Origin of the sequence: Enterobacter cloacae complex sp. OE43NF (assembly GCF_023544405.1) — a bacterium.
Classification (GTDB): Bacteria; Pseudomonadota; Gammaproteobacteria; order Enterobacterales; family Enterobacteriaceae; genus Enterobacter; species Enterobacter cloacae.
Genome location: NZ_JAMJFW010000020.1, coordinates 20,075 through 37,969, shown reverse-complemented (window position 1 = coordinate 37,969; position 17,895 = coordinate 20,075). Strand labels below are relative to the sequence as shown.

The following is a 17,895-nucleotide window of genomic DNA, read 5'->3' as shown; positions in this document are numbered from 1 at the left end:
CCAGCGCATTGATCAGACCTTCGGCCTCCTGGCAACGAAGGAGGACGCCAGATCCTGCTGGGCAATATGCTGAAGACCATCACCGCAAATGGCACAAAGACACAGCAACTGGCGGAAGAGGATATTGCTGAGGTCCTGAGAACCCGTTTTGCGCTGACGGCCGCGTAACGGATCGGGGGACAATTTCGCTTTCAGCACAGACCGGGTTTTATACGCTGTGCCGGTTGCGTAAACCGTCCCCCCACTGTAATAACAGACTGAACGACGCGGGCAGTACCGTGAGTGTGACCAGCGTCGCGACCAGCAACCCCCCGATAATGGCATACGCCATAGGTCCCCAGAATACCTGGTGCGAGATGGGGATCATGCCCAGAATGGCGGCACAGGCGGTCAGACAGATAGGTCTGGCCCGGTGCTCTGCGGCTGCGATAATGGCGGCATCGTTCGTCATCCCCTGAGCCAGATTGCTGTCAGCTTCGCCGATCAGGATCACCGCGTTACGAATGATCATGCCCGCCAGCGCGATCACGCCCAGCAGGGCGACGAACCCCATCGGTGTTCCACCCGGCAGCATCGCTAGAACGATGCCCGGTAAGCCAAACGGGGCTATGAACAGGGCCAGAAACATCCGGGAATAGCGTCGTAGCTGAAGCATCAGCAATAACAACATAATGACCAGCGTCACCGGAAGAACGGTAAAGACAGAGCGGTTTCCTTTATCGGATTCCGCAACCGCGCCGCCTTCCTCAATACTGTAGCCCGCAGGCAAACGGGCACGCAGTTTATCCACTGCCGGGCGCAGCGCGGCGGAGACGACCTCGGCTCTGAGTCCCGGCGCAAGGTCAGTTTGCACGGTGATAAACGGCAGGCGCTGACGACGCCAGACAACCGGATCGTCCACACCCCAGACCGGCGTTGCGACAGCACTGAGCGGAATTTTTTTGCCATCGTTCCCCTCCACGGTCAGTGACGACAGTGTGGCCAGATTAAGACGTTCACTGTCTCTGGCGCGGAGCACCACATCCACCAGCCGGTCATTATCCCGTATTGAGGTCACGACGCTGCCGGACCAGACCGTATTCAGCGTCCGGGCCAGACTTTCTGACGACACGCCCGCAGCCCGGGCTGCCGTCTGATTCACCTCAAGGGTAATCACTCTCTCCGGTTCACCGGCGGTCTGGTTGACTTCACGTGAGAGCGGTGACTGGCCAATCACTTCCGTCAGGTGATTCGCCAGCGCCCGAACCTTCACATAGTCCGGCCCGCTAACCCGGTATTTGATTGGCCAGCCGACCGGGGGGCCGAGCTCCAGGGGCGATACGCGTGTGATGATGTCGCTAAATTGCGTCGCCAGTATCTTGTTCAGCTGTGCGTGCAGACGGTCGCGGGCGGCGAGGTTTTTCGCGACCACCACCAACTGGGCACTGTTTTCATTCTCCAGCAGCACATCCATTGGCAGATAAAAACGGATAGCGCCCGATCCTACGTATGTTGAGTAATGATCGATATTGCTATTGTCTGCCAGCGCCTTCTCCAGCTTTTCGGCCTCTCTTTGCGTTTCCGGCTGTGAGGCGTTGGCCGGAAGTGTCAGGCTCACCAGCAGCTCTGGTCTGTCGGAAGCGGGAAAAAACTCACCCTGCATAAATGTCGTCCCGTATATGGACAAAACCAGTGCGGCAAGGGCGCAAAGCACGGTGGTGAGTCGGTGGCGCAATACCTTACGCAGCAGCCAGTGATACCCGCGAGCAAGCCGCCCCGGGCCGGAGGTATGATGCCTGACGTTCTCGGGCAGCAGCCATGTTCCGGTCAGCGGTGAAAACAGGATCGCGACCACCCATGAACACAGCAGGGCAGTCAGCACTACCGCAAACAGAGAAAAGCAGTATTCACCCGCGCTGGATGCCGCAAAGCCGACCGGAATAAATCCGGCGATCATCACCAGTGTGCCGGTGAGCATCGGGAATGCCGTCGTGGTGAACGCCCGGGTTGCCGCTTGCCGACGGGAATCGCCAGCCTCCAGACGAGAAACCATGGTTTCCACGGTGATCATGGCGTCATCCACCAGCAGACCCAGCGCAATAATCAGTGCCCCGAGCGAGATGCGCTGCAGGCCAATCCCGGCCAGCATCATTCCGGCGAAGGTCATGGCCAGAACCAGCGGGATTGCCGCAGCCACAACCAGCCCCGCCCGTAGCCCCAGAGAGACAAATGAAACGGCCAGGACGATAACCACCGCTTCAATAAGGACCCTGATAAAACCACTCACCGCGTCGCTGACTACCGCGGATTGATCGGCGACCTTCACCATCTCGATACCGTGCGGCAGCCCGGCGCTGAGGGCGGCCACTCTTTGATTCAACGCGGCGCCAAAGCGCAGCATATTGCCTGTCGGCGCCATTGAAATCGCCAGTCCGATGGCCGGTTTTCCGTTAACCCGAAACGCCGGTGAGGGCGGCTCGGCGCTTTCCCGGGTGAGGGTGGCAATGTCACTCAGGGGGATATAACGATTGTTAATATGCAGCGTGACCGCGCGTAAACTCTCCTCTGAGGTGAGCGCACCGCTGACGTGGAGTGCGATGTTCTCCTGCCCCGTGCGCATGATGCCCGCCGGGACGACTGCATTCTGCGCCCTGAGCGCCTCCGCAACCTGCTGAATATCCAGACCCATCCCCGCCAGACGGGCCGGGGAAAAGGCCAGAACCATCTGTTCCTGCTGTTCACCCAGCAGGGTGGTTTTGCCGATATCCGGCAGGGACATCAGCTCCCGACGCAGTGTCTCCACCCGATCCCGAACCTCCCGCAGGGTATAGCCTTCGGGGATAAAGCCATAAATTGTGCCGAACGTGTCGTCAAATTCGTCGTTGACGTCAGGGCCCTGAACGCCTTCTGGCAGGGACGGGGCGATATCCTGCATTTTCTTCCGCACCTGGTACCAGATATCCGGCACCGTTTGCGGCGGCGTATCATCGCGCAGGTTGACATGAATAACGGAGCGTCCTGCCCGGGTTTCGCTTTCGATATAATCAAGCCAGGGGATCTCCTGTAACTTTTTCTCAAGCGTATCCGTCAGCAGACGAGTCGTGTCCGCTACCGATGCCCCCGGCCACTGCGCGGAGACCACGGCCGTTTTGATGGTAAACGCCGGATCTTCGTTGCGCGGCAGGCGCTCGTAACAGAACACGCCCATCGCCATCACCAGCAGCATAAAGAAACTGACCATCTGCTGATTTTTAAGCGCCCAGGCGGAGAGGTTAAATGTCTCTTTTGTGCTTCTCATGTTCATGGCTGCTCCTCCCCAGCAATCACCTGTTCTCCTGAGCGTAATTTGCTCACGCCAGCCGTAATCACTCTGTCACCGGGCGCAAGACCGGAGGCGATGATGACGGAGGAGGCCGTATAACGTGCAGGCACAACCACGCGCAGTTGCGCCTGAGATTGCCGGTTGATTACAAACACAGCGGGCTTGTCTGCGTAACGACTCAGTGCCGACGCCGGAAGGACGTAACCGCACGCGGCACTGGAGGGCAGGGTTACGGTGACGCTGGCACCCAGTGCCATGGCGGCGGGTGGGTTGTTCAGGGTGGCTCTGACCCGCCAGGTACGGGTCAGGGGATCGGCCTGAGGTGTGATATCGCGTAACACCGCTGAAGCATAGACCGTCGGGTCGCTGAGCAAGGCGACGCGGAATTCAGCCTTATCCGGTGAGGGGATCTCATCAGGCGCGGCAATATCGAACACCACATCGCGGGCTTCACCGGTCGCCAGCGTCAGCACCGACTGGCCTGCGCTGACAATCTGGCCCGCAGAGGCGCTAACCGCGGTAATGATGCCTTCCTTCGGCGAGAGAAGGCGGGTCCAGCCCAGACTTTCCCGGGCGTTGCGCAGTGCCGCCTCGCTACTTTTCAGACGCGCGCTGGCGACAAGCCAGTCTGCACGGGCTGTGTCGAGTTGTGTGCGGGCTATAGCGCCGGTGGGCATCAGCGTTTGCATTCTGTTGACGTTGAGCGCGGCAATCTGCGCTGAGGCTTTGGCACCCTCATAGTCAGCGGTGGCCGCGTCGAGCTGATTTTGTCCGGTGGTATTGTCGAGGGTCGCCAGCAGTTGCCCGGCGGTAACCCGGTCGCCAATATCGACGACGCGCGTGAGGATCCTGCCCCCGGTACGGAAACTCAGCGTCGTCTCATCATGGGCATGGATCTCACCGGTTCTTTCCAGTGCTGGCAGCGTTTTCGCTGAACCCACCACACTGTAGCGTACCGCCCGCACGGGGGGCGGCGTGTTTTCGTGTTTATCGCCGCAACCGGTTAGCGGGAAGATAGCCCGGGCAAGTATCACCAGGGGAATAAAGTGTAGCCAGGAAAGGGTGCGCGCCACGCTGTATACATGATGCAGGCTGTGGCGGAGGGAGAGAATGAATTCGTCTGACATAACGCCGCTCCAGAAAAGGGATGGCGTTATTTAATCGGCTGTTCATCGAGAAAGATTCGATGTTGTGTCAAGGGTTTATCAAGAGCGGGAATTTTCCTCGTCACAAGCGCGCCAGGGCAGCTGGATGCACACCAGAAGCCCTCCGGTTTCTGGTAATGACGCGCTAATACTTCCCCCATGCGCCTGACAAATCGCCTGCGCAATTGATAAACCGAGGCCGCTGCCACCGGAGTGCCGGGCGCGTGATTGTTCCTCGCGGCTAAATCGCTTAAACATGTCCGGTAAAAAGTGCTTTGATACACCCGGACCGTCATCGGCGAATTCGAGGGTGTACTGCCCCTGGGCATAATGCAGGGTCACCTCCAGATGGCCTCCCTCGCGTCCGTAGCGGAGTGAATTCTCCATGAGGATCGTAAATACCTGTCCCATACGGAACGCATCGCCTCTGAAGGGGCATGCGCGCGGGTTACGCAACGTTATCGTAAAATTTTGCGCATCGGCCTGCGGGGTTATCCAGTCTGCCCGCTCCTGAATCAGCTCATCCAGACGGAATGGCCTGTCTTCAAGCACAAGATTTCCCGCATCAGCCAAAGAGAGAAGGTGCAATTCATCGGTCAGCCGGTTGAGGTGCTGGAGCTGTTTCATCACCATCCCCAACTGCTCCGGGGTGGCGTCAAACACGCCGTCCATCATACCCTGCAGACGTCCAATGGCTGCCGTCAGGGGAGAGCGCAGCTCATGTGCCATGGCAACGTGCGAGGCGCGAAGCTCCTTTTCATAGCGAGCCAGTTGTCCGGTCATGGTATTAAAGTCAGCCGCAAAACTGATCATTTCTGCGGGCGCATCTCTCACCAGCTCTGCCTGTCGGCCAAACTGTCCATCGGCCACATCTTTGGCCGCATCACGAAGACAGCTGAACTGCAGCGCCAGAGGACGAGCGTGCTTAAGTCCCATCACCACAATGAAGGGGATCATCACCAGCACCAGCAGAGCCACGGTGACCCAGTCAGCCGAGGCGATAGATGGGGTGGAATAACTGAGCCCCCACCAGCTGTCTACAATATCGTGAAAGCGGGCCGGGTTTGACTGCGGATTCTGGCTGAGCGTGAGAAACTCCTGCCGGACCGCTGCGGGCATTTTGCCCATTATCCAGTAGTTCTGCACGGCGTAACGCAGCCACATACAGGCTGCTATAACAATCACGCTGCCAATCGCCAGCGCCAGGATGCGCGCGCAAATCCAGCGCCAGAGGGAGGAATGACGGGTCTTTATCATGGCTGTCTGAACCTGTAACCCACGCCGCGAACGTTAACCAGCACGCCGGAAAGACCCGCGGCTTCGAGTTTTTTACGCAGGTTATAAATATGGGTATCCACCACCCGCTCCAGGGCCTCGCTTTCCGGCAAACAGTGCTCCAGTAAATATTGACGGGAAAAAGGACGCGAAGGTGAACGCATCAGCGTGGTCAGTAGCGAAAATTCCGTTGGGGTCAGATCCAGAACCCGCGGCGTGTTGTCATCATTGATGATGCTCGCCACAATGGCTGTGACATCCACCTCCAGCGTCTGCCAGCGAAGGATCTCTTCTTCGCGCGTGTTTTTATTGCTCCGGCGCAGCACCGCCTGCACCCGTGCCACGACTTCACCTGGATGATAGGGTTTAACGACATAGTCATCAGCCCCGTATCTCAACGCGCCGATGCGATCGGGCGTATCGCCCATAGCCGTCACCATGATAACGGGCACATCGCTTTTGCGACGCAGGCTGGCCAGCACCTCAGTTCCGTTGAGTCCGGGAAGCATGACATCCAGCAAGACAAGATCGGGTTTCCAGCGTTGCGCCATCTCCAGCCCGGCCAGCCCGTCCCCCGTGACGTTCACATCGTAATTTTCACGGCGTAAATAGGCTTCAAGTACGCCAGCCGCATCGGCATCATCTTCAATAATCAGCACTCTTCTGGACAACATCTGTTCACCTTGACCGTTTCTTAACACTATCCCGACTATTCATTGATTTAGCCAAATCATACTGCGCACAACGTAGAAGTGGAGACCAGTATGATAGCGAGAAAAAAAGCCCTGTATATGACCGTTCCGTTTCTGATGACGGCAGCATCCGGCGTACACGCCGATGAGGCACAAACGTCTTCCGACTATTTGACCATTGGGGCAGGAGGACGCTATGCACCTCGTTATTCAGGCTCTGACAAGCAGGTATGGCAAGGGGTGCCGGTTTTACAGGGGCGCAAAGGTGCATTCTTTATTGATGCGCAGAAAGGCATTGGATATGACCTGCAAAATGACAGCGGCGTGTACCTTGAACATACGCTGGGTTACGACCTGGGGAGGGCGGACGAAAACGCCAGCTGGCGCGAGGGAGCGAATAATCTGAAAGGGATGGGAGAGATCGATACCAGCCTGAATACCGGGCTGGCGGTCGGCTGGCAAATCACTTCCTGGCTGAGTGTGGAAGGCAAAGCGACCCTGCCTGTAACGGACAGTCAGGGGGTAAACTACCAGGCCTCTGTCACGCTGCTTCCTCTACAAACCAGTCAGGACACGATTGCTTTTCAGTCTGCATCCCTGTTTGGCGACAGCCGTTACATGAATACCTGGTATGGCGTCAGTCAGCAGCAGAGTCAGCGCTCCGGTTATAGCCGTTATTCAGCGCCCGGTGGATTCTACGGTATAGACAGCAGCCTGACATGGAGTCATCAGTTCGATACCCATTGGGGCACGGTACTGAGTGCCAACTACACCTGGCTTGGGGAGCATGCAAAAAACAGCCCGATCGTATCGCGACGTAACGAAGGCGCTGTCACCGCCGCCATCACCTGGACATTCTAGTGTGGTGGTGAGAGACGCGATCTTCCTCGGCGTAGCCGGGGTAATCATTACGGCCATCTATGTCATTACCTGGTACGTCTATGTATACGGGTGAACAGAGCTGGCCGGAGCGAGAAAATTCCTGGAAGATTATTTCTTCTTGTTCATCATCGCTTTCAAATCAGCAAACGGATTAAAAGTGGCCACACCCACATCTTTTTGCGCGTCTTCTCCCGCGACAACGGTGGTGCCGTACTGATCCGCTTCGGTGTACTTCGAGTGTTCATGATCGTGGCAAAACAGGCACAACAGCTCCCAGTTACTGCCATCTTTCGGGTTATTGGTATGGTCGTGATCGATATGGTGAACCGTCAGTTCCCGAAGGTTGGAATAGACAAATTCCCGTGAGCAGCGCCCACAGACCCATGGATAAATTTTTAATGCTTTTTCACGGTAGCCGCTTTCCAGCCGCGCGTAGTTTTTAGGGATCAGAGCCATTGCCGATATTACCTGCCAGGAAAAGAGTGAGCGAAATTATATCCCATTATGGAACGCATTAGCGATCTGCTCAGGTCAGTCAATTTATTTGACGCTTTCCGTTAAATAAACGGCATTTATTGTTGCCCGGTAATGCGTAGAGTAGAAGAAACGCAACACATTCTCAGGATTACCCCTTATGAAAAAGATCGGATTTTTATCATTTGGTCACTGGACGCCGTCGCCACAGTCCGGTACCCGAACCGCAGCGGACACGCTGCTCCAGTCCATCGACCTGGCCGTGGCCGCTGAAGAGCTGGGTGCCGATGGCGCTTATTTCCGTGTGCACCACTTTGCCCGGCAGCTCAGCTCGCCGTTCCCCTTGCTGGCGGCGATAGGCGCAAAAACCAAAACCATCGAAATCGGTACCGGCGTGATCGACATGCGGTATGAAAACCCAATGTACATGGCGGAGGATGCCGGGGCGGCGGATCTGATCTCTGGCGGGCGTTTGCAGCTGGGAATTAGCCGCGGCTCGCCGGAGCAGGTGATTGATGGCTGGCGTCACTTTGGCTATGTCCCGCAGGAAGGGGAAAACGAATCGGATATGGCGCGTCGTCATACCGAGGTGCTGCTTGAGGTGCTGCGCGGAGAAGGGTTTGCGAAACCAAACCCGCAACCGATGTTCCCGAACCCGCCGGGCCTGCTGCGCCTGGAGCCTCATTCCGAAGGTTTACGCGACCGCATCTGGTGGGGCGCCGGTTCAAATGCAACGGCGGTCTGGGCCGCAAAACTGGGCATGAACCTGCAAAGCTCAACGCTGAAAGACGATGAAACCGGCGAGCCGTTCCATATTCAGCAGGCAAAACAGATCCGCGCGTATCGTCAGGCCTGGGCTGAGGCGGGCCATACCCGTCAGCCGCGCGTGTCGGTGAGCCGCAGTATCTTTGCCCTGATGGACGATCGTGACCGGATGTATTTCGGGGCCAGCCGCAACGACAGCGATAGCGTGGGCTATCTGGATGAAAAAACGCGGGCGATTTTCGGGCGCAGCTATGCGGCAGAGCCCGACAAGCTGGTTGAACAATTGAAGCAGGACGACGCGATAGCCGAAGCGGATACCCTGTTACTGACCGTACCGAATCAGCTTGGCGTGGACTACAACGCGCATGTGATTGAGTCGATCCTCAAACATGTGGCGCCAGCAATGGGCTGGCGCGAGTAGGTTAACTGACGGGTTGCTCAGCCTCTGTGACTCATATCGCTCAGCAGTACGGCGATACTTTGCCCACCCGCCGTCTGCTCAAGCGCAATCTTGACGATGATGGTCAGCGGAACGGAGAGCAGCATGCCAACGGGGCCGAGCAGCCAACCCCAGAATATCAGGGACAAAAACACCACCAGGGTCGAAAGCCCGAGCCCGCGTCCCATCATGCGCGGTTCAAGAATGTTTCCGAAGACCAGGTTAATTACCAGATAACCGGCCAGCAGAATCAGGGCATCATACAAACCACTGAAAACCAGCACCTGCAGAATAGGCGGGATGGCCGCCAGCACGGAACCGATGTTGGGAATATAATTAAGCGCAAAGGCGAGCAGTCCCCAGACGAACGCAAACCGCACATCCAGCGCAACCAGCATGCCCCAGACAACACACCCGGTGACGAGACTGATCGCCGTTTTCAGCACCAGATAGCGGGAAACACTGTCCAGTGCACGCTGAATCGCGCCCATGCCTTCCACCGGCCGAACCATTATATGCTGTAGTTTGGCAGGCAGTTGCGGCACTTCCAGCAGCATAAATACCACGGTTAAAAACAGCAGGAAAATAGAGGTCATGGCGTTGGAGAGCTGCGCCAGCAGGCTGGTGACGAGGGTCATGGCTGCGTTGGGGTCGATATACTTCAGCAGTTCCTCAACGGAGACCTCAATGCCCGCGCGCTGCAGCCAGGGTTCAATCTGCAACAGGGGTATCACCAGCGACGAGCGGTATTTCGGCAGCGTGCGCGCCAGTTCATTCAGCGACGTGCCCAGATAAGCGACCAGCAGCACCATCGCGATAATAATGATGCTGATGAGCAGGGTGATCGCCAGCACGCGCGGTATGCGTATCCGCACCATGCGCTGAACCAGCGGGTTAAGGATCACTGCAATAAACAGCGCCAGAATAAAAGGCACGATAATATCGGCGGCAAAACGAACGCCCGTCAGGATGATCACCAGCATACCGAGCATGATGACAATCTTGAGGCCGTTCAGGGTAATGATGGGTTTAGCCATGGCAATTCCTGCATATTTTTTTATTTATAATAAAGGCGAAAGGCGTTTAATAAACTAACCAAAATCAAACGGCCTCGGTAAAGAATTGAAAAGACTTTGAGTAAAATCCTGGCTTATGGTACAAATTTAGCGTGTTTAACTACCGAGGACAATTTTGATCCGCAAAGACGAGAAGCAACACCGCGGATAATTGTAATTTTATGGACAATTTGTTCAGGACGTATTCTTCAAACCATACTGCTGTATTCTCCACCTCTTTCTTCCTTCTGTCCGGTGAGCAACACTGGCGCAACGCGCTATAGTCACGTCTTCTGCCTGAGCTGGCGCCATGCGCTTAGCTATCTGATTTAATTTCCTTTTTTGGGTTTGCTGTTCGCAGCGAGCCGCGATGGATTATATTCTCAAGCAGGAGAAAAACATGTTTTACTGGATTTTATTAGCCCTGGCTATTCTCGCTGAAATTACCGGCACGCTGTCTATGAAATGGGCAAGCGTCAGCGATGGCAACACCGGTTTTATTTTAATGCTGGTGATGATTTCGCTTTCCTATATTTTCCTCTCGTTTGCGGTGAAGAAAATCGCGCTGGGGGTGGCTTATGCCCTCTGGGAAGGTATCGGTATTTTGTTGATTACGCTGTTCAGCGTTTTGTTATTTGACGAAACCTTATCAACAATGAAGATCGCCGGATTGACGACGCTGGTAGTCGGGATTGTGCTGATTAAATCGGGTACACGTAAACCGACAAAACCGCAGAAGGAGCAGACCCATGCAGCAGTTTGAATGGATCCACGCGGCCTGGCTGGGGTTCGCCATTGTTCTGGAAATTCTGGCGAACGTGTTTCTGAAATTCTCTGATGGTTTTCGCCGTAAAGTTTACGGTCTGATGTCGATTGCCGCTGTGCTGGGGGCATTTAGCGCCCTGTCTCAGGCGGTCAAAGGTATCGATCTGTCTGTGGCCTATGCCCTGTGGGGCGGGTTTGGTATTGCCGCGACCCTGGCAGCAGGGTGGGTGCTCTTCGGCCAACGGTTAAATAATAAAGGCTGGATCGGCCTGGTATTGCTGCTGGCCGGTATGATTATGATAAAACTCGCCTGATAAAAGACAGCCATCATCTACAGGCGGCGAAATTCGCCGCCTGTATTACGCTTAGAAAAGCAAAACATGATGAGGATGGCTGATGTATCGCACATTAAGCTGGCGCAATATTCCCACCGCGAGAACGTTGTTTGCCATGATCTTCATGGCGGGGATCGGCTTAATCATCTCCATCGTCGCGCTGCTTTATCTCTCCCTACATCTTATCAGCACCAAAACCAACGAGATTGATGAACACCGCTCGGCGCTATCCGTAAAAGGGGCGATTCAGACCTCGGTCAACCGGATCTCTTCTCTGGTCATAGATAACGCAGTCTGGGACGACGCGGTTCGCGAGACCTACAGCCCAAAGCTCGATACCCAATGGCTGTATAACACCTGGGGCGCCGGCTTTAAGATCGACAACCTCTATGATGGCACTTTCGTGCTGGATGAACACTTCAACGTTATCTGGGGCTCGTTTCAGAGCCAGCCCTTCACCGAGACGACGCTCGACTTTTTTGGCAATGGTCTGAAAGCGCTGATTGACCAACACCGGCGTGCATTATCCCGCGATAAAAATATCTATGCGGGGATCACCCGCACGCGCAACGGTGTGGCGTTTATCGGGATTGGCCTGATTCGCCCGATGGTCGGACGATTACAGGTTAACGACGGCACGCGCCGCTATCTGGTCATTACCCGCCACCTTAACGGCAAAATATTATCCGATCTGGGAACGACATTTCAGATTGATAACCTCAACTATAGCCCTGACAAAATAAGCGATCTGAGCTTGCCGCTGCGCAGTTCGGCAGGAGAGCTGCTGGGGTATATCAACTGGCAGGCACGCCTTCCTGGCGCTGAAGCCGCCCGCGCGGCCTCATCCGATATCACGCAGATTGTGGTGCTGGCATCGGCGTTGATCCTGCTGTTTATTCTGGTGAGCAGCGTGGGCCTCTACAAACTGGCCCGGGGTGAGAGCCAGGCGCGGCTGGTGGCGAGAACGGACTGGTTAAGCCATTTGCCGAACCGACGCGCGTTAATCGAGGCGCTGGAACAGGTAAGTTTACGCGGCGATATTGATGTAAAAAGCGTGGTGTTTATCGATCTTGATGGATTTAAGGATGTGAACGATATCTACGGTCATAGCGTGGGGGACGATTTGATCGTGGCGATAGCGAAGGCGTTGCGTGAGCGTGTTCCTCCGGGGGGAATGCTGGCGCGCCTGGGCGGCGATGAATTTGCTATGACCGTCGGTGGCGACCATGCGCAAACGCTCGCCACCGCGTTTGCCAACGCTGTGCTGGACTTCCTTAGTACCCCCATACGGCTGGGCGGTCGCACCATTCATATTGGCGCGAGTATTGGTATTGCCAGCGGCACCCTGATTGAGTGCAGCAGCTCCGAACTGTTTCGCCGTGCCGATATTGCCATGTATCACGCCAAAATCACTGGCAAAGGGCGGATCACTCACTACGACGCGGAGCTGAACAGCGCCCGTGAACGCCAGCTGGCGATTGAGAATCAGATCCGTAACGGGCTGGAGCGGGAGGAATTTGAGGTCTGGTACCAGCCAATCATTGACGCACGGAGTCAGAAAATGAGCGGCGTTGAAGCGCTGGTGCGCTGGCCGCGCCGTCCGGGCGGCGAGATTGGCCCGGACACCTTTATTACCATTGCCGAGACCAGCGGCCTGATTTACAAACTGGGCCAGTTTGTACTGCAACGAGCGTGCCGGGACATGGTACCGTTCAGCGAGCTAAAACTCTCCGTTAACATCTCGCCCGCACAGTTTCGCGATCCTGAATTCGAAAACAAAGTCGCCCAGGTGCTTGATACCACTTCATTCCCGGCCAACCGGCTGCAGCTGGAGGTCACGGAAACCTATGTGCTGGAAAACCCGGAGCGCGCCCGTATGGCCATTGCTAACCTTAAAGCGCTGGGCACTGCGGTAGCGCTGGATGACTTTGGCACGGGCTATTCGAGCATTGGCTATCTGCGGCGCTTTAATTTCGACACCATTAAGATCGATAAATCTCTCGCCGGGCTGGTAGATAACGACGAACAGGCTGCCGCGCTGGTGAGTGGAACGGTGCGTATCGCCAATGCTCTGGGCATGGCGGTGGTCGCGGAAGGCGTGGAAAACGAAAAACAGATGAAACTGCTGCGGCTGGCTGGCTGCGATCAACTGCAGGGTTTCTGGTTCAGCCAGCCAATGCCGATTGAGTCAATCGTGGCGCTACGTCAGGTCAAACAGTGCTGATTTACTGTTGTGCCAGCGCATCCAGCTTGTCGCGAAAACCGGTCACCGAGAGAGCACGGTTATCCGCGCGCCATCGGTCTTTGGCCGCCGGAGCTGAACTCTGCACACCAATCAACTGCCAGCCGTTATCCGTTTTCAGCATCAGCGGTGAGCCACTGTCGCCCGGTAACGTATCGCACTGGTGAGAGAGTACGCTGTTTTGCGCCCAGCCGGTCACAATGCAGTCGGTGTGGGTGTACAGCGTATCCAGATGATCGACCGGATAACCGGATTGCGTCACCTTGCGATCGACGGCTTTCAGCGCGGCGGTCAGCGCGGCTTTATCGCCATCAAACAGGGGCAGAGGAGTGATTCCAGAAGGCGGGTAGCGCAAAATGATGAGACCGAAATCCCAGGAGGCCGCAGCGGGCGGGACTATCCAGCCGTCGCCGTCCGGTTTCAGGCGCTTACCCAGCGAAGGGTCAACCCGGCCTTCAATCCCGTGAATTTCATAGCGCCACATCCCTTTCTGAGACACAAATCGCAGTACCACGGCTTTGTCGGGTTTGCCGTCCGGCGGCGTCAACAGGCAATGGCCTGCGGTCAGGGCAAGCTGAGGGGTAATCAGCGTGGCGGTGCATAAGTTACCGCTGGCGGTTTCCAGTTGCCCGATGGCATCCCACGGGGCCTGGGTAGGATCGGCGACACGCGTACGATCATCATGACCGAAAAACAGCGTTTTAAGCTCTTTGGCGCTAATGGTGTCATCATCGCCATCATCCGCATGCGCGAATCCAGAAAAAAGAGCAAACGTTCCCAGTAATAACACAACAGATTTACGCATATCACACTCTGGTGGGGGTAATTATGATTATTAAAAGTGAACCCTATGAAAATACTATAGACGGGACAGCGCTAAAGTGGGAGTAAAATCAGCGTGCTACGATCAGGAAAGATAAAACTGGCTTGCGATGAGCGCGCATAAAATAAGCAGGATAAGGATCAACTCAAACCGATAGCGTCGCAGCATACGCCCTCCGGATAAAAAAACGGCGCTGTATTGAAAGGTTCAGCGCCGGTTTACCAACGTGCCCCGAAGGGCACGGTTTAGCTTGTACTCTTACGCAGCTGGTTTAGCAGCTTCGTGTTTTACTGCTTTTTTGTGATGCTTTTTAGCGGCCTGAGCTTTCTGCTCTACAGCGGGTTTAGTCGCTTTTTTGTGGTGCTTTTTGGCGGCCTGTGCTTTCTGCTCAACAGCAGGTTTAGCGGCGTCTTGTTTTACGGCTTTTTTGTGGTGCTTTTTAGCCGCCTGCGCTTTTTGCTCAGCAGCAGGTTTAGCGGCTTTGTGATGTTTCTTGTGGTGTACCGTTTTTGCCGGTGCAGCGGTGGTTGCAGCAGGTGCAGCGGCAGCTGGAGCAGTTGCAGTAGTCTCAGCAGCGAACGCAGCAGAAGACAGACCCATAGCAGCGGCAACAACCAGAGCTAATACTTTATTCATGTTCATACCCTCGAATTTGGTTTTTCATTTAACCCCACTGCGGGGCCGTTGAAATAACTATATCCCTGTAAATTCGGGGTTTCCGTGAGTGATTGGTATCGGCGTGTAACCGTTTGTACAACGCCGGGGGCTTTCCCCGGCGTGGGTCATTACAGGTAACGCGAGGTCAGGTGTTCACGGAAGTAGCGGATATTCAGATCTTCTCCCGTCGCCTGGGTGATCAGCTGTGATGTGGTAAACCGGCTGCCGTGTTGCCAGACGTTCTGGCGCAGCCAGTCAAACAGGGCCGACAGATCCCCGTCAGCGATAGAGGCCTGCAGACCTGGCAGCGCCGTTTTCGCGGCATGGAACAGCTGCGCGGCGTACATCGCCCCCAGCGTATAAGACGGGAAGTAACCGAATCCGCCGTCGGTCCAGTGGATATCCTGCATACAGCCGTTGCGGTAGTTGTCTTTGGTGGATAACCCGAGCCACGCCTGCATTTTCTCATCCCACAGGGCCGGGATGTCCTCCACCTCGATATCGCCATTGATCAGCGCCCGCTCAATCTCATAGCGCAGCACCACGTGTGCCGGGTAGCTCACTTCGTCGGCATCGACGCGGATATAGCCCGGCTTCACGCGCTGGTTCCAGGCGATAAAGTTCTCTTCGCTAAACGCCGCCTGGCTGCCAAAACGGGCATGAACGGCAGGGAGGAGATGTTTCAGGAACGCCTCGCTGCGGCCAAGCTGCATCTCAAAGAACAGACTCTGGGATTCGTGGATTGCCGTTGAACGCGCCAGGGCAACGGGCTGACCGGCCCACGCGCGCGGCAGGTTCTGTTCGTAGCGCGCGTGTCCGGTTTCGTGGATCACGCCAAACAGGGCGCTGAGGAGTTCATCTTCGTCATACCGCGTGGTAATGCGCACATCTTCCGGCACGCCGCCGCAGAACGGGTGCGCGCTCACGTCCAGACGACCGCCGTTGAAATCGAAGCCGAGCATCTTCATGGCTTCCAGCCCCAGCTCACGCTGCGTTGCCGTCGGGAAGGGGCCCTGAGGCGGAACGAAGGTCTGCCTGGCCTGCTTGTCGACCACGTTTGCCAGCAGATCCGGCAGCCACGACTTCATGTCGGCAAAGAGCACGTCCAGACGGGCGCTGGTCATGTCTGGCTCAAAAATATCCAGCAGCGCATCGTAAGGTGAGCAACCTTTTGCCTCCGCGCGCAGACGCGCCTCTTCACGGCTGAGTTTTACCACCTCTTTCAGATTGGCGGAAAAGCCTTGCCAGTCATTGGCCGGACGCTGGGTACGCCAGGCGTGCTCACATTTGCTGCCCGCCAGCGATTTGGCTTCCACCAGCGATTCCGGCAGCAGCGAGGCCTGCTGATATTGACGCGTCATTTCACGCAGGTTGGCCTGTTCGACGTCATTCAAATCTTCACCTGCCGCTGCAGCCAGCCATTCACCCACTTTTTTGTCGGTCAGGATCTGATGTTGCAGGACGCTCATCTCCGCCAGCGCTTCACCGCGCGCGGCGCTGCCGCCGGGCGGCATCATGGTGAACATGTCCCAGCTGGCGATGGAGGAGAGGTGCGAGAAGCGGGAGAGACGCTGGAAGGTTTTCACAAGTGACTGATAGGCGGATGTTTTTTGCAATTCTTATTTCCTCTTGCCAGGGATGTGTTTCAGGGAGCATACAATGAAACAGACCAAATTCCCCAGCATTTCCCACACGGAGGAAATCTAAGCCGATCTCCTCCGTTGAAACCGTCTCCGGAATGCCGGGAGACGGTTTTCGGTAGGTAATTAGGCCTTATCACGCATAACCTGTTGCAAGATCGCCAGCGCCTGGGTGAACTGGGCATCCGGAATGGTCAGCGGATAAAGGAAGCGGATCACGTTGCCGTACTGGCCGCAGATCAATAACAGCAGGCCCTGGGCGAGTGCTTTTTGCTGGATCGCCTGTGCGATGGCGGCCGAAGGTGCACGGCTCTCGGGATCAAAAAACTCCGCCGCAATCATCGATCCTCTTCCCCTTATCGCCACGAGCGCAGGGAAGGTGCCCTGAATCTCTTCCAGGGTGGCTTTCAGTCGATCGCCCAGATGTCGGGCGCGGGCGCACAGTGACTCGTTGTCGATAATATTCAGCACCGCGTGCGCGGCGGCCACCGCCAGCGGGTTGCCTGCATAGGTCCCCCCCAGACCGCCAGGCGCCGGCGCGTCCATGATTTCGGCGCGGCCCACCACGCCGGACAGCGGCATTCCGCCTGCCAGGCTTTTCGCCATCGTCATCAGGTCGGGCTTGTCGGCGTAGTGTTCCATGGCAAACAGTTTCCCCGTACGGGCGAAACCGCTCTGTACTTCGTCGGCAATCATCACGATCCCGTGTTCATCACAGATACGGCGGATGGCGGCCACCAGCTCTGGCGGGGCGACGTTGAAGCCGCCTTCACCCTGAATGGGTTCAAAAATAATCGCTGCTACCTGTTTCGCCTCAATGTCTGCTTTGAACAGACGTTCTATCGCCGTGATGGCATCCTGCGTCGTGATGCCGTGCAGCTCCGAGGGATAGGGCACGTGATAAACCGACCCCGGGAAGGGGCCAAATCCCAGCTTATAAGGCGCGACCTTGCCGGTTAATGCCATGGTCATATAGGTTCGACCGTGAAAGCCTCCTCCGAAGGCAATCACGCCCGGTCTGCCGGTGTGGGCCCGGGCGATTTTAATGGCATTTTCCACCGCTTCTGCGCCCGTTGTGAAGAATGCCGTTTTGGCCGGGCTCTGCACCGGAGCCAGCTCGTTAAGTTTTTCGGCTAATGAAACGTAGCTTTCATACGGCACAATCTGGTAGGCCGTGTGGGTGAACTGGTGAAGCTGTTTTTCCACTGCGGCCACCAGTTCAGGATGACGATGGCCGGTATTCAGTACCGCGATCCCGGCGGCGAAATCAATATAGTCGTTGCCTTCCACGTCGGTAAGCGTGGCATTCTCCGCCGTGCGGGCAAAGAAATCACACATTACGCCTACGCCGCGCGGGGTGGCAGAAAGTCTACGCTGATGAAATTCCTGGTTACTCATGTCAGAT

Annotated in this window: 16 protein-coding genes and 1 pseudogene; 6 read left to right on the top strand and 11 right to left on the bottom strand. The window is 56.3% G+C overall.

From position 1 onward, the window contains the following. Positions 1-208: 208 nt before the first annotated feature. The 4 genes from M8370_RS11550 to M8370_RS11535 all read right to left on the bottom strand — a co-directional run bounded on the left by M8370_RS11550 (position 209) and on the right by M8370_RS11535 (position 6,395). Positions 209-3,283: an efflux RND transporter permease subunit gene (locus M8370_RS11550; RefSeq protein ID WP_250021081.1), complete on the bottom strand. Its 3,075-nt coding sequence runs from the start codon at positions 3,281-3,283 to the stop codon at positions 209-211. Beyond that, a complete protein-coding gene (locus tag M8370_RS11545; RefSeq protein ID WP_250021080.1) occupies positions 3,280-4,428 on the bottom strand; it encodes an efflux RND transporter periplasmic adaptor subunit in 1,149 nt (382 codons plus the stop codon). The genes M8370_RS11550 and M8370_RS11545 overlap by 4 nt, the downstream gene beginning before the upstream one ends. Positions 4,429-4,506: 78 nt before the next feature. Then, positions 4,507-5,703, bottom strand: coding sequence for a sensor histidine kinase (locus tag M8370_RS11540; protein WP_029882796.1), 1,197 nt, complete (start codon positions 5,701-5,703; stop codon positions 4,507-4,509). Beyond that, the gene (locus M8370_RS11535; RefSeq protein WP_013096847.1) at positions 5,700-6,395 is read right to left on the bottom strand and encodes a response regulator; all 696 of its coding nucleotides are present in this window, start codon (positions 6,393-6,395) and stop codon (positions 5,700-5,702) included. The genes M8370_RS11540 and M8370_RS11535 overlap by 4 nt, the downstream gene beginning before the upstream one ends. Before the next feature lie 90 nt (positions 6,396-6,485). Between M8370_RS11535 and M8370_RS11530 the strand changes: the two genes are divergently transcribed. Beyond that, positions 6,486-7,274 carry a MipA/OmpV family protein gene (locus M8370_RS11530; RefSeq protein ID WP_047352542.1) on the top strand — a complete coding sequence of 263 codons (789 nt, stop codon included), beginning with the start codon at positions 6,486-6,488 and terminating at the stop codon, positions 7,272-7,274. A 129-nt stretch (positions 7,275-7,403) separates the two neighbouring features. Here the strand turns inward: M8370_RS11530 and yajD are convergent, their stop codons facing one another. Then, positions 7,404-7,751, bottom strand: coding sequence for an HNH nuclease YajD (yajD, locus tag M8370_RS11525; protein ID WP_250021079.1), 348 nt, complete (start codon positions 7,749-7,751; stop codon positions 7,404-7,406). 178 nt (positions 7,752-7,929) lie between these two features. Here yajD and M8370_RS11520 point away from each other — a divergent pair, with 178 nt between their 5' ends. Next, positions 7,930-8,955: an LLM class flavin-dependent oxidoreductase gene (locus M8370_RS11520; RefSeq protein WP_038419270.1), complete on the top strand. Its 1,026-nt coding sequence runs from the start codon at positions 7,930-7,932 to the stop codon at positions 8,953-8,955. A 17-nt stretch (positions 8,956-8,972) separates the two neighbouring features. Here the strand turns inward: M8370_RS11520 and M8370_RS11515 are convergent, their stop codons facing one another. Further along, complete coding sequence (locus M8370_RS11515) at positions 8,973-10,010, bottom strand: AI-2E family transporter (RefSeq protein WP_020688252.1); 1,038 nt, start codon at positions 10,008-10,010, stop codon at positions 8,973-8,975. Positions 10,011-10,141: 131 nt separating this feature from the next. Here M8370_RS11515 and M8370_RS23615 point away from each other — a divergent pair. From M8370_RS23615 to M8370_RS11500, 4 genes and pseudogenes are all read left to right on the top strand, one after another. Next, positions 10,142-10,312 (top strand): annotated as a pseudogene (locus M8370_RS23615) (protein YdgV). Between the two features lie 116 nt (positions 10,313-10,428). After that, on the top strand, positions 10,429-10,791 hold the full coding sequence (gene mdtJ / locus M8370_RS11510; protein WP_029882799.1) for a multidrug/spermidine efflux SMR transporter subunit MdtJ: 363 nt from the start codon (positions 10,429-10,431) through the stop codon (positions 10,789-10,791). Beyond that, positions 10,778-11,107, top strand: a complete 330-nt coding sequence (gene mdtI / locus M8370_RS11505; protein WP_013096842.1) for a multidrug/spermidine efflux SMR transporter subunit MdtI — start codon at positions 10,778-10,780, stop codon at positions 11,105-11,107. Before mdtJ ends, mdtI begins: the two co-directional genes overlap by 14 nt. An 82-nt stretch (positions 11,108-11,189) precedes the next feature. Beyond that, positions 11,190-13,352 carry a bifunctional diguanylate cyclase/phosphodiesterase gene (locus M8370_RS11500; RefSeq protein WP_048971274.1) on the top strand — a complete coding sequence of 721 codons (2,163 nt, stop codon included), beginning with the start codon at positions 11,190-11,192 and terminating at the stop codon, positions 13,350-13,352. Position 13,353: 1 nt separating this feature from the next. On the opposite strand, the gene M8370_RS11495 is transcribed toward M8370_RS11500, so the two are convergent. The 5 genes from M8370_RS11495 to puuE form a co-directional block, all read right to left on the bottom strand. Next, entirely contained in the window at positions 13,354-14,175 is an 822-nt protein-coding gene (locus tag M8370_RS11495) for a trypsin-like serine peptidase (protein ID WP_230135279.1), read from the bottom strand. Positions 14,176-14,277: 102 nt separating this feature from the next. Then, the gene (gene ydgU / locus M8370_RS23610) at positions 14,278-14,361 is read right to left on the bottom strand and encodes a small membrane protein YdgU (RefSeq protein ID WP_020688251.1); all 84 of its coding nucleotides are present in this window, start codon (positions 14,359-14,361) and stop codon (positions 14,278-14,280) included. Between the two features lie 90 nt (positions 14,362-14,451). Further along, positions 14,452-14,829 carry an acid resistance repetitive basic protein Asr gene (asr, locus tag M8370_RS11490; protein WP_150057180.1) on the bottom strand — a complete coding sequence of 126 codons (378 nt, stop codon included), beginning with the start codon at positions 14,827-14,829 and terminating at the stop codon, positions 14,452-14,454. 149 nt (positions 14,830-14,978) lie between these two features. After that, the gene (locus M8370_RS11485; RefSeq protein ID WP_038419273.1) at positions 14,979-16,466 is read right to left on the bottom strand and encodes a carboxypeptidase M32; all 1,488 of its coding nucleotides are present in this window, start codon (positions 16,464-16,466) and stop codon (positions 14,979-14,981) included. A gap of 150 nt (positions 16,467-16,616) precedes the next feature. Further along, positions 16,617-17,888: a 4-aminobutyrate transaminase gene (gene puuE / locus M8370_RS11480; RefSeq protein WP_114518727.1), complete on the bottom strand. Its 1,272-nt coding sequence runs from the start codon at positions 17,886-17,888 to the stop codon at positions 16,617-16,619. Positions 17,889-17,895 lie beyond the last annotated feature (7 nt).